The sequence below is a fragment of the Teichococcus deserti genome (assembly GCF_001982615.1).
Lineage (GTDB): Bacteria > Pseudomonadota > Alphaproteobacteria > Acetobacterales > Acetobacteraceae > Pseudoroseomonas > Pseudoroseomonas deserti.
Genome location: NZ_MLCO01000181.1, coordinates 1 through 11638, shown reverse-complemented (window position 1 = coordinate 11638; position 11638 = coordinate 1). Strand labels below are relative to the sequence as shown.

12 protein-coding genes are annotated in these 11638 nt (G+C 72.0%); 5 read left to right on the top strand and 7 right to left on the bottom strand.

All coding sequences use genetic code 11. The features are described from left to right. Nucleotides 1-162: 162 nt before the first annotated feature. From BKE38_RS17740 to pdxR, 5 genes are all read right to left on the bottom strand, one after another. Nucleotides 163-681: an A24 family peptidase gene (locus tag BKE38_RS17740; RefSeq protein WP_076958605.1), complete on the bottom strand. Its 519-nt coding sequence runs from the start codon at nt 679-681 to the stop codon at nt 163-165. 72 nt (nt 682-753) lie between these two features. Beyond that, on the bottom strand, nt 754-969 hold the full coding sequence (locus tag BKE38_RS17735; RefSeq protein WP_242662450.1) for a Flp family type IVb pilin: 216 nt from the start codon (nt 967-969) through the stop codon (nt 754-756). A 110-nt stretch (nt 970-1079) separates the two neighbouring features. Beyond that, complete coding sequence (locus tag BKE38_RS17730; RefSeq protein WP_076958603.1) at nt 1080-1715, bottom strand: lytic transglycosylase domain-containing protein; 636 nt, start codon at nt 1713-1715, stop codon at nt 1080-1082. A 48-nt stretch (nt 1716-1763) separates the two neighbouring features. Further along, nucleotides 1764-4184, bottom strand: a complete 2421-nt coding sequence (locus tag BKE38_RS17725) for a zinc-dependent metalloprotease (RefSeq protein WP_165694216.1) — start codon at nt 4182-4184, stop codon at nt 1764-1766. 35 nt (nt 4185-4219) lie between these two features. After that, nucleotides 4220-5653 carry a MocR-like pyridoxine biosynthesis transcription factor PdxR gene (gene pdxR / locus BKE38_RS17720; protein ID WP_083747636.1) on the bottom strand — a complete coding sequence of 478 codons (1434 nt, stop codon included), beginning with the start codon at nt 5651-5653 and terminating at the stop codon, nt 4220-4222. A 103-nt stretch (nt 5654-5756) separates the two neighbouring features. Here pdxR and BKE38_RS17715 point away from each other — a divergent pair, with 103 nt between their 5' ends. After that, complete coding sequence (locus BKE38_RS17715; protein ID WP_076958602.1) at nt 5757-6467, top strand: pyridoxamine 5'-phosphate oxidase family protein; 711 nt, start codon at nt 5757-5759, stop codon at nt 6465-6467. Here the strand turns inward: BKE38_RS17715 and BKE38_RS17710 are convergent. Next, nucleotides 6452-7057 carry a TetR/AcrR family transcriptional regulator gene (locus tag BKE38_RS17710; RefSeq protein ID WP_076958601.1) on the bottom strand — a complete coding sequence of 202 codons (606 nt, stop codon included), beginning with the start codon at nt 7055-7057 and terminating at the stop codon, nt 6452-6454. The genes BKE38_RS17715 and BKE38_RS17710 overlap by 16 nt on opposite strands. A gap of 125 nt (nt 7058-7182) precedes the next feature. Between BKE38_RS17710 and BKE38_RS17705 the strand changes: the two genes are divergently transcribed. The 4 genes from BKE38_RS17705 (at nt 7183) to BKE38_RS17690 (ending at nt 10779) form a co-directional block, all read left to right on the top strand. Beyond that, complete coding sequence (locus BKE38_RS17705) at nt 7183-7587, top strand: RidA family protein (protein WP_076958600.1); 405 nt, start codon at nt 7183-7185, stop codon at nt 7585-7587. Between the two features lie 184 nt (nt 7588-7771). Next, entirely contained in the window at nt 7772-9334 is a 1563-nt protein-coding gene (locus BKE38_RS17700; protein ID WP_076958599.1) for a TerC family protein, read from the top strand. A gap of 91 nt (nt 9335-9425) precedes the next feature. After that, on the top strand, nt 9426-9890 hold the full coding sequence (locus BKE38_RS17695) for a carboxymuconolactone decarboxylase family protein (RefSeq protein ID WP_076958598.1): 465 nt from the start codon (nt 9426-9428) through the stop codon (nt 9888-9890). Beyond that, entirely contained in the window at nt 9877-10779 is a 903-nt protein-coding gene (locus BKE38_RS17690) for a sigma-70 family RNA polymerase sigma factor (RefSeq protein WP_076958597.1), read from the top strand. The genes BKE38_RS17695 and BKE38_RS17690 overlap by 14 nt, the downstream gene beginning before the upstream one ends. A gap of 246 nt (nt 10780-11025) precedes the next feature. Here the strand turns inward: BKE38_RS17690 and BKE38_RS17680 are convergent. Then, nucleotides 11026-11638, bottom strand: a 613-nt coding sequence (locus BKE38_RS17680; protein WP_076958595.1) for a homoserine O-succinyltransferase, incomplete at its 5' end; no start/stop codon positions are given.

The window sequence follows — 11638 nt, the reverse complement described above, 5'->3', positions numbered from 1 at the left end:
CTGCCGCCCCGCCGCCGCCGGCCATGGCCGGCGGCGGCGGGGCGGCAGGGGCCTCGGCCTGCTGGGCCGGGGCAGCGGGCTCGGGCATCAGCGCCAGCCAGGCCAGCCCGCCGATGCAGGCGACCACCAGGGCGACGACCAGGCCGAGGAGCGCGCGCAGCATCAGGGCAGCCTCCATCCGGAATGCAGCAGGGGCAGCAGGGCGCCGGCGGCGATGGCCACCGCATAGGGCAGCGGGCCGCCGCGGCGCAGGCGCCGGCATTCGGCGCGCCACAGCCTGGCGCCCAGGCTGGCGCCACAGCGCGACGGCGCCCCGGCCGGCAGGGCCAGCCGGCGCCGCGCCAGCAGATAGGGCAGGGCCAGCAGCCCGCCGGCCAGGGCGATGGCCAGCAGCAGCCCGGGCAGGGCTTCGGGCGGGGCCAGGGGCGCGATGGCGGGCAGCAGCTTGGCGTCGCCGCCGCCAATCCAGCCCAGCCGCCACAGCAGCAGCGCCGGCGGGGCCAGCAGCGCCGCCAGGGCCAGGGCCTGCCCGGCCTGGCCGTCGCCCAGCCGCAGCGCCAGGCCGATGCCCAGCAGGCCCAGGCTGGCGCTGTCAGGAATGGTGCGCAGCGCCAGGTCGTGCAGCGCCACCAGCGCCAGCAGCAGCACGGCCATGACGGTCAGCGCGGTACTCATGCTCATCGCCGGATGCTCATCGCCGAGAGAATCGTCCGTGCCCGCCGCGGCGGCTTCCGCCGCCGGCCGCGCGGCGGCTCAGGAGCCGCCGATCGCGGTGGCCACGTCGTTGAACTTGGCGGCGATGTTGGTGCCCAGCAGCCGCACGCTGACGATGATGGCGACGGCGATCAGCGCCGCGATCAGCCCGTATTCCAGCGCGGTGACGCCGCGGCGGTCCTGCCGCAGCAGCCGCATCGCCTGCGCCACGCGCCGGGCGGCCGGGCGGCGACAGAGGGGGGAAGGGAGACGCATGGGTCTCGGCTCCTCGCGAAAAGGATGAAGCGCGGCCAAGGCGACAGCGCGCCGGCAGCTTCGGCCAAAAGGATGGATTTTTCGCAAAACCGTGCGCGTGCCGGCCTGGGTCAGGGCCGCACCACCCGCGGCAGGCCGGGCGGCAGGCGCAGCCAGATCACGGGCGCGGCCTGGCCCGGCTGCTGCACGGCCAGCAGCGGCCGCGCCGCCGCCGCCATCACGGCGGGCACTCCGCCGCCCGGCGGGGCGCCGCCCAGCCAGGCGGCGACACGGGCGCGATAGGCGGCGCCGCGCAGCGGGTCGCCGGAATGGTAGCGTGCGACCGCCTGCATCCAGTCGCCGGTCTCGGCCTGCAGCCGGCGCAGGAAGCGCGCGGCATAGGCGGCGTTCAGCGCCGGGGAGAAGCCATCCTCGGGGTCGGGGAAGGCCTGCGGGTGGTGGTGCAGGTTCACCTGCAGGCAGCCGATGTCGATGCTGCGATGGCCGGCGGCCTGCAGCTGCCGCAGCCGGGCCACGGCATCCTCGCGGCTGTCGAGCAGAAAGCCGGCGCCGCCCGCGTTCAGCGCCCAGGGCCAGGGCTCGACGCCCGATGCGGTGCGACGGCCGCTTTCCACCAGGCCGATGGCGCGCAGCAGGCCGGGGGGCAGGGCTTCGGCGCGCTCCGCGGCCTCGATGGCGGGGCCGCAGTCTTCGGCGGCCGCCGCGGTGGCCATGAGCAGCACAGTGGCGAGGAGGAGGGCGCGCATGCCCGCCTCCTTGCCGCAGGGCGGGTTAAGATCCCGCCAGCGTCGCCGTCAGATCGGCGAGCCGGGCGGCACCGGCAGCGTCGCCGGATCGCGGAAGCGCGCCGGATCGACCATGAAGATGGCGATGGCGGCGAGGGCGGCCTCGCGCTCGGCGGCGCCCAGGGCGTCGGGCAGCGGCGGCGCCGTCTCCAGCCAGGCGGCCAGGCGGCGCAGCGTGGCGCGCACCACCGCGCGGACACTGGACGAGGCCTCGGGCGAGGCGCCCAGCGCCATCAGGTGGCGCAGCGCCACATGGGCGATGCGCAGCTGCACCGCGCGGGCCAGGCCGGTTTCCGCCGGCGCCTTCCAGACCTTCTCGAGCGTCACCTCGAAGATCTCTTCCAGCGAGGGCAGGGCAGCGTCGCGGTGGTGATGCTCGATCAGCCGCGCCGAGCGCTGCGGGTGGAAGACGAAGAAGAAGCCGTGGGTGGCGGCGGCTTCGGCGGCGCCGAGCGGGTCGAAGGCGGCGCCGACCTGGCCGGGCAGCAGGTCGCGGGTCGGCAGGAACTCCGGCGGGCGCGGCGGGATAGCGCGGAGGATGGCTTCCGACAGGGTGAGCGCGGCGGGCGACAGCGCGGCCAGCACGGCCTCCAGCGCGCGGCGCTGGTCCGCGGCCGGAACGAGCGCCGTCGGCACCTGGCCGTCGCCGCGCATGGCATAGCGCCAGTCGAGACCGCCGATCAGCTTCACCGCCGCTTCCAGCTGGTAGCGATGCAGCAGGAACAGCGCGGTCAGCCGGTCGCCAAGCTCGGCCATCGGGCGGCCGGGCTTGATGACGCGCTCGCCGAAGCGGGACAGGGCGGCGGCGCGCACCGTCATCAGCCGGGTCAGCTCGTCGGCGGCATCGGCGCCGGTGTCCCAGTGATGGCCCTTGGGATGCATGCCGTCCTCGGGCAGGGCGTCCTGCTGGGCGAGGGTGTAGAGCCCCTCCTGATGCGCCGCCTTCTCGAGGATGGCGTCCAGGCCACGCTTCTCTTCCTCGAGCGTCGTGCCCGGCGGGAATTCGGAATAGCCCCAACTGATAGAGATCTCGTCCCAGCGGCCGATATCGGTGCCGTAGGCGGCGTCGAGCTGCACCGCGCCATTCCCGTCCAAGGTCAGCAGCGGCGCGGGATAGTCGCAGACCGACATGTCCTGGCCGTGGTTGCTGGCGATGTGGTTGTGGTCGAGGCCCAGCGTGTGCGAGACCTCATGCGCCGAAAGCTGCCGCAGCCGCGCCAGCATGAAGTCTTCCACGGCCTTGCAGGGCGTGGCGTCGTCGTAGGGGGCGAGCAGCGCCTCGGCCAGGCCGCGCAGATGGCGGTCGCGCAAAGCGGTCAGCGTCACCTCGCCCTTGATGATCTCGCCGGTGCGCGGATCCCAGATCATGGTGCCGTAGGAGAAGCCGCGGCTGCCGCGCGGCACCCAGGTGATGGTGTTGAAGCGGATGTCGAGCGGGTCGGCATCCTCCGGCAGCAGCTCGACGCGGAAGGCGTCGATGAAGCCGGCGGCCTCGAAGGCGCGGTTCCACCAGCGGGCGCCGTCGAGCAGCGCGGAACGCATCGGCTCCGGCGCGCCACGGTCGACATAATAGACCAGCGGCTGGACGGGGCGGCTGCGCGCGGCGGTCGGGTCGGCCTTCTGCAGCCGATGGCGGATGGCGTAGTGGACGTCGAAAGGCTTTTCCAACGACCGGCCGAAATCATGGAAGACGACGCTGTTGAAGAAGGAGCCGCGCGGGTCGAATTCGCGCGGGCGGTAGCCGGGCTCGGGCAGGGCGATGAAGCAGTGGCGCAGGCGGATGCTGATGGCGCGCGGGTCCGGCGCCAGGGCGGCGAGGCCTTCGCGCTGGCCGTTGCCGTTCCAGAAGGGAAGAGGCTCGGCATCGGGATTGGCGAAGGTCAGGATCGCCTCGGCCTGGCTGTTGCGCGGGAAGGCGCGGGCGCCTTCGACCGCCAGCGCGGAGCGGCCGGCATCCAGCGCATAGCGCCCGCGCGTCGCCGCCCGCGACAGCGTGCCCGCGATGTCGCGCGCGTCGTGCAGCAGGAAAGACGTCGCATCGACCAGCAGGGTGCCGCCGGCCTCTTCCAGGATGTCGAAGCCCCAGAGGATGGAATCCGGGAAGGCCTGGCGCAGCGCCAGCGCCTGCGCCGGCTCGCCGCTGGAATTGCGCCAGGCATAGTTGACGGCGATCAGGAACAGCTTCGTGCCGCGCCGCTCGAAGCGCACCACCTGCGGCCGGCTCATGCCGCCGCGCTCCAGCCGCAAATCGCCGATGCCTTGGGCCAGGCGCGTGATGTACAGGAACTCCTCACCGAGGCGCGGCAGCTCCAGCAGCATGCGGCCGCCGGCGCCGTCCCAATGCAGGGTGACGAAACCTTCCATACGGGCGAGGCCGGCGGAGGAGGCGAAGGCGGGCGCGGCGGCAGCCGGCATGTCGTGCGGGGTCATGGCGGCGCGGACTGTTCTGCCGCCGGCGCCCCGCGTCAAGCCGGGCGCGGCAGTCTCGCGCTGCAGCATGCCACGGCGGTGGCCGCGCCCAAGCGTTGCGCGGCGCGCTTCAACGCCGGCAGCGGATGGCCGGAAAAGCCGAGCACGAAGCCGTCGGGCCCCGCCGGCGCCGCCTGGGTGTCGGAGAGCAGCCAGCCCTCCACCCCCGCCGTGGCGCGGATCACGCCGGCGCTGCCGGGCGGCAGGCCCTCGGGCAGCGGGGCGAGCAGATGCAGCCCCTGGCCGGGCACCGCCGGCCGCAGCCAGCCCTCAGAGGCTTCGGCTAGAGTTGCCGCCAGCAGGTCGCGCGCGGCGCGGTAGCGCGGGCGCATCCGCCGCAGATGCGCGGCGTAGAAGCCGCCGGCGATGACGCCGGCCAGCGCGCCGGCGGTCAGGCTGGGCGGGAAGCGGTCGGTCAGCATGCGGGCGGCGACGACGCGTTCCAGCAGCGCCGGCGGCAGCACGGCGAAGCCGATGCGCAGGCCGGCGAACAGCGTCTTGGAAAAGGTGCCGAGATAGATGACGCGGCCGCCGCCATCGATCCCGGCCAGCGCCGGCAGCGGCGGGCCGGCATAGCGGAACTCGCTGTCGTAATCGTCCTCCAGCACATAGGCGCCGGCCGATTGCGCCCAGTCCAGCAGCGCCAGCCGCCGCGGCATGGCCATGGCGGCGCCGGTCGGGAACTGGTGCGAGGGGGTGACATAGGCGAGCCCGGCCGCGGGCGCGCGCGCCATGCCGGCGGCGACATCGATGCCGGCGGCATCCACCGGCACCGGCATCAGCCGGGCGCCGGCCGCCGACAGGATGCGGCGCGCAGTGGGATAGCCGGGATCCTCAATCCAGGCGGCGTCGCCGGGGGCCAGCAGCGCCTCGGCGCAGAGCCGCAGCCCCTGCTGGGTGCCGCTGGTCAGCAGGATGCGCTCGGGGTCGCAGACCACGCCGCGGCTGGCCGCCAGATGCACCGCGATGGCCTGGCGCAGCGCCAGGCTGCCGCGCGGATCGCCATAGCCGAAATGCTCGGGGGACGGATTCTTCAGGTGCTGCCGCAGCAGCCGGGAGAAATGCCCGAGCAGGGCGGCGTCGGGCAGGGTGCGGCCCAGCGCGAAAGGGACCTGGCCGGGCAGGGACAGCGCGGGGGGCGGCGCCGCCTCGGCCGGGCCGCGCGGGAGCTGGGCCGCGACATAGGTGCCGGCGCCGCGGCGGCCCTCGGCCAGGCCTTCCTGCAGCAGCTGCTCATAAGCGGTGACCACGGCATTGCGCCGCAGTCCCAGCTGGGTGGCCAGCGCCCGGCTGGACGGCAGCCGCAGCCCTGGCGTCAGCCGCCCGCCCAGGATGGCGGCGCGCAGCGCGGCCAGCAGCCGCTGCGCCTGGCTGCCGGGGCCGTCCAGCTTCAGCGGCAGGTCGAGCAGCTCCGAGCAAGTGGTCGGCAATTCAGGCTCCGGATTGGTCCTCGCGCCGACCAATTTTCCGGCGCCTGATGGGCGCGTCAAGGACCCGCCGCCCCGGGCCCGCTGCCAGGAGGTCCCCCGAACGATGTCCGAAAGCTATCCCGTCGACGCGATGAACCGCGTCAAGCGCCGCCACGACCGCGGCTTCTACGACCATGCGACCGTGCATGCGCTGCTGGACACGGCGGCGCTGTGCCATGTGTCCTATGTCATCGACGGCCAGCCCTATTGCACGCCGACGCTGTTCTGGCGCGAAGGGACGCGGCTCTACTGGCATGGCAGCAGCGCCAGCCGGATGCTGCGCAACCTGTCGAAGGGCGAGCCCGCCTGCCTGACGGTGACGCATCTGGACAGCCTGGTGCTGGCCCGCTGCGGCTTCAACCATTCGGCCGATTACCGCTCGGTGATGGCCTTCGGTCTCGCCAGGCTGGTCACCGATCCGGCGGAGAAGGAGCGGGCGCTGGTGATGATGGTCGACCGCTTCTTCCCCAACCGCACCGCCGGGCTGCGGCCGACGACGGCGCAGGAGATCAAGGCAACCGCGGTGATCGTCATGGAGATCGACCGGGCATCGGCCAAGATCCGCGCCAAGGGCGTGATCGACGACGATGAAGACTACGCGCTGCCGATCTATGCCGAGCGGCTGCCGGTGCGCACCACCATCGGCCCGGCCGAGCCCTGCCCGCGGCTGATGGAGGGGGTGACCCGCGGCGCCGACCTCGCCCCCTATGCGCCCGGCCGCAGCCTGGACGAGGCGCTGACCGAGGCCTACGCGCTCGCCTATCCGCGCGGCTGACCCGGCGCCAGAAAGCCCTCGGCCATGCGGCGGAAGGCCTCCGCCGCACGGGCGAGGGTGGCGGGCGGGTCGTCGGAGGCCGCGATCCACAGCGCGGCATTCAGCGCGGCGCCGTTGATCAGCCGCGCCGCCGCCTCCGCATCGACCGGGGCCATGACGCCGTCGGCGACCAGCGCCTCGACCATCGCGGTGCTGGTGCGCAGGCAGGCGCTCTGATTCGGCCAGCGCGACGGGTCGCCCAGCACAGCCGGCCCGTCCAGCAGCATGATCCGCTGGATCTCGGGGTCGAGCGCCATCTCGATATAGCCCAGCCCCTCGGCCAGGAAGCCGAGCCAGGGCGTCGCCGCCGCGTCGCGCAGCTGGGCGGTGCGGGCCAGCATCTCGGCGTCGATCTGGGCGATCACCGCCTGCAGCAGCCCCTTCTTGTCGCCGAAATGGTGGTAGAGCGCGCCGCGGGTCAGGCCGGCCTCGGCGGTCAGCTCGTCCATGGCGGCGGCGGCATAGCCCTTGCCGGCAAAGGCGCGCCGCCCCGCCCGGATCAGCGCCGCCCGCGTCTCTTCCATCTTCTCGGCTCGGCGGCCCGTGGCCATGCGCGCAGCTCCTTTTCACATACGCTGCGTATGTGGTGTTGACATACGCCACGTATGTGACCACCTTCCCGACATACGCGGCGTATCTGAGATAGGCGCTGCGCCTCCCAGAAGGAACCCCCGACATGCGTGACGCCATTTTCCCCGCCGGCCGCCAGGATCTCTACGAGATCAACAGCTATTCCGCCGCCATCCGCTCCGGCGATCTTCTTTTCGTCTCGGGACAGGTGGGGAGCCGGGAGGACGGGTCGCCGGAGCCCGACTTTGCCCGGCAGGTGGAACTGGCCTTCGCCAATCTGGACTCCGTGCTGAAGGCCGCCGGTGCCAGCTTCGACGACATCGTCGACGTGACGAGCTTCCACACCGACCCGAAGGCCCAGTTCGAGACGGTCAACCGGATCCGCACCAGGGTCTTCGGCGAAAAACCTTATCCGAACTGGACAGCGGTGGGGGTGACCTGGCTGGCGGGCTTCGACTTCGAGATCAAGGTGATCGCCCGGCTCCCTGACATTTCGTTCACGAAGCCGTAATTTCACGGGAAGCCCGGGAATAGCTGCAGCCCCTGCGGCGTAGATGGGGGGTGCAGCGCCACCCTCGCCGCCGGACCGCCAAGGCGGCCCGGCTTTCCGCTCCCGAACCAGCCGACCCTTCCAGTCGGGCGGCGGTGGGGCGGCGGCGTGCGCGCTGTCCCCTGCTGGAGCACCGTTAAGAAAAATGGAATGGATCGCCGACCCGACCGCCTGGTTGGGCCTGGGGACGTTGATCGTGCTGGAGCTCGTGCTCGGCATCGACAACCTGATCTTCATCGCCATCCTGGCCGACAAGCTGCCGCCCGAGCAGCGCAACAAGGCGCGGCTGATCGGCCTGTCGCTGGCGCTGCTGATGCGGCTGGCGCTGCTGGCCGGCATCGCCTGGATCGTCGGCCTGACCGCACCGCTGTTCAATGTCGCGGGGATGGACATCACCGGCCGCGGATTGATCCTGGTCGGCGGCGGGCTGTTCCTGTTGTTCAAGGCCACCAGCGAGCTGCATGAGCGGCTGGAGGGCGCCGAGGCCGCCACCGACCGCCCCCGCGTCTGGGCCAGCTTCTGGCAGGTGGTGGCGCAGATCGTCGTGCTGGACGCCGTCTTCTCGCTGGATTCCGTCATCACCGCAGTCGGCATGGTCCAGCACCTGTCGATCATGTACATCGCCGTCATCACCGCCATGGTCGTCATGCTCGCCGCCTCGCGGCCGATGATGCGCTTCGTCTCGGCGCATCCGACGGTGGTGATCCTCTGCCTGGGCTTCCTGCTGATGATCGGCTTCAGCCTGATCGCGGAAGGCCTCGGCCTGCATATCCCGAAGGGCTATCTCTACGCCGCCATCGGCTTCTCGGTGCTGATCGAGGCCTGTAATCAATTGGCCCGCCGCAACCAGGTGAAGCGGCAGAATCTGGGCGACCGCCGCCAGCGCGCCGCGACCGCCGTGCTGCGCCTGCTCGGCGGCCGCGAGGAATCCGCGGCCCATGCGGAGCCCGGCCCGGCCGAGCCCGCCGCGGCGGAACCGGCGCCGGTCTTCGGCCCGGCCGAGCGCGCCATGGTCCAGGGCGTCATGGCGCTGGGCCAGCGCAGCCTGCGCTCGATCATGACGCCGCGCGCCGAGGTCGACTGGCTGGAGATCGACCTGCCGCCCGAGGAGCAGCGCCGCCGTATCCTTGCGAGCGGCCATTCCCGCTTCATCCTGGCGCGCGGCGGCATCGAGGCGGTGGTGGGCGTGGCGCTGGCCCGCGACCTGCTGCGCGACCTGCTGGATCACGGGCGGATCGACATCGAGAAAAGCATCCGCCCGGCGCTGCTGGTGCCGGAGCGGATGGGCGTGCTGGTGCTGATGGAGAAGCTGCGCGCCGCCCCCGTGCAGCTGGCCGTGGTGGTCGACGAATTCGGCGGGCTGGAGGGCATCGTCACCCCCACCGACATCCTGGAAGCCATCGCCGGCGGCTTCCAGGAGGGCGGCGCGCTGTCGCCGCTGCTGGTGGCCGAGGGCGAGGATGCCTGGCTGGCCGATGGCCAGATCGACCTGCACAGCCTGGACCAGCAGATCGGCACGCAGCTGGCCGGCCAGGCCGGGCGCTACAGCACGCTGGCCGGCTTCGTCATGGGGCGCCTCGGCCGGCTGCCGGTGGCCGGCGACCGCTTCCAGGACGGCCGCCTGGTCTTCACCGTGGAAGAGATGGTCGGCCGCCGCCCGGGCCGCACCCGGCTGCAGCGGGTGGCGGAAGAGGCGGTCGGCGCCTGACGCCAGAAAACTGCCGGGGCCGTGTCACAGCGGCCCCGGCTGTTCCGTCATGGGTCCGAAGCCTGCATGGTGCAGGCACGGAGCAAGACCCATGACCCCGCGCATCGCCGCCCCCTACAAGCACGTCCCTGAAGGCATCAAGGCCATGATGGCCCTCGAGGCCAGCTTCAAGGCCTCCACCCTGGAGCACGCCCTGAAGGAGCTGGTGAAGCTGCGCGCCTCGCAGATCAATGGCTGCGCCTTTTGCATCCACATGCATGCCAGCGATGCCCGCGCCCATGGCGAGACCGAACTGCGCCTCTACATGCTGAATGCCTGGCGCGAATCGCCGCTCTACACCCCGCGCGAGCGCGCGGCGCTGGCCTGGACCGAGGCGCTGACCCGGGTTTCCGAGACCGGCGCCCCGGATGCCGACTATGCCCTGGTGGAGGCGGCGTTCAGCGAGGCCGAGCGGGTGCAGCTGACCCTGCTGATCGGCGCCATCAACCTGTGGAACCGGCTGCAGGTCGGCTTCCGCGCGGCGCATCCGCTCGAGATGGCGCATGCCGCCGCCTGACGCCGAGACGGAAGCCTTCGCGCAGCAGCGGCCGCGGCTGCTGCGCCTGGCCTATCGCATGCTGGGGTCTTCCGCCGAGGCGGAAGACATCCTGCAGGAGGCCTGGATCCGCTGGCAGGGCGCCGAGCGCGCGGCGGTGCAGAACACGCCCGCCTTCCTGACCCGGGTGGTGACGCGGCTCTGCCTGGACCAGCTCGGCTCCGCGCGCGCGCGGCGGGAGAGCTATGTCGGCAGCTGGCTGCCCGAGCCGCTCTATGAGCCGGAATTCGAAGAAATGCGCGCCGACGAGATCACCTTGACGCTGATGCTGGCCCTCGAGCGGCTTTCGCCGCTCGAGCGCGCCGCCTTTCTGCTGCATGACGTCTTCGACGTGCCGCTGCCCGATGTCGCCGCGGCCCTGGGCCGCGACCCTGCGGCGGCGCGGCAGCGGGCGGCCCGCGCCCGCGCCCATGTGAAGGAGGCCCGCCCGCGCTACAGCGTCGCCCCGGCCGAGGGCGAGCGCATCGCCGCGGCCTTCTTCCGCGCCTCCAGCACCGGCGATGTCGAGACGCTGCGCGGGCTGCTGGCCGAGGGCGTGGTGCTGCAGGCCGATGGCGGCGGCAAGGTGAACGCCTTCCGCAACCCGATCCTGGGGCTGGACCGCGCGCTGCGGCTCTTCGCCGGCCTCGCCCGCAAGCTGCAGGACAAGCCGGCCGAGTTCATCCGCGCCTGCCGCATCGACGGGCTGCCCGGCTATGTCAGCCGCGAACGCGACGGGGTGCTGCAGACCACGGCCCTGGCCATCGAGGAAGGCCGCATCGCCGCCATCTACATCACCCGCAACCCGGAGAAGCTGCGCCAGGTGGCGGCAGCGCTGGCGGCGACGCCGCCAGCGGGCCCGCTGAGCTAGGCTGCGCGCGGCGTTGCCGTTCCCGCTGCTCCTTCTTCGCCTGGTCGTGATGCCACTTGATCGAGAAGAACATGCCGACGCCCAGCACGATGATCTTGAAGGGGAAGAAGACTAACGGGAACCAGTCGTACATCCGGAATATTCCCAGGCCATGCCGCTATCCATGGCCGGGAAACTAGGCCGCCGCCGCCGCCACGGCAGGTGGACCTTTTGTCGCAGCATCGTCGCGGCCGAGGCAGACCCCGCCTAGCCGCGCTTCGCCCCGATCGCCGCGGTCTCGAAGGGCGTGGTCTGGTAGATCTGGTTGATCCAATTGCCGAAGAGCAAATGCGCGTGGCTGCGCCAGCGGTTCTCCGGCTTCGCCGCCGGATCGTCCTTTGGGAAATAATGGCGCGGCTTGGCGATCGACTTCCCGGCGGCGAGATCGCGGAAGTATTCCTCCGCCAGCGAGCTCGAATCATATTCGATGTGGTTGAACATGTGCAGCGCGCCGTGCCGCGGGTCGTCCAGCAGGCAGAGGCCGGTCTCCTCGGATTCCATCAGCACGGTCATGCCGCTCTCGGGCGGGATGTCGGCGCGCCGCACCTCGGTCCAGCGCGAGACGGGGATGGAGAAGTCGTCGGAAAAGCCGCGCAGATAGGGCGAGGCCGGCGCCAGGTTGCGGTGCTGGTAGACGCCGAAGGCCTTTTCCGTCAGCGGATGCTTCGGCATGCCGTGAAAATGGCGCGCCGCCGCCTGCGCCCCCCAGCAGATGGTGAAGAGCCCGTGCACATGGCTCTGCGTCCAGTCGAGGATGCGGCGCAGCTCGTCCCAATAGGTGACCTCCTCGAAGGGCAGCGTCTCCACCGGCGCGCCGGTG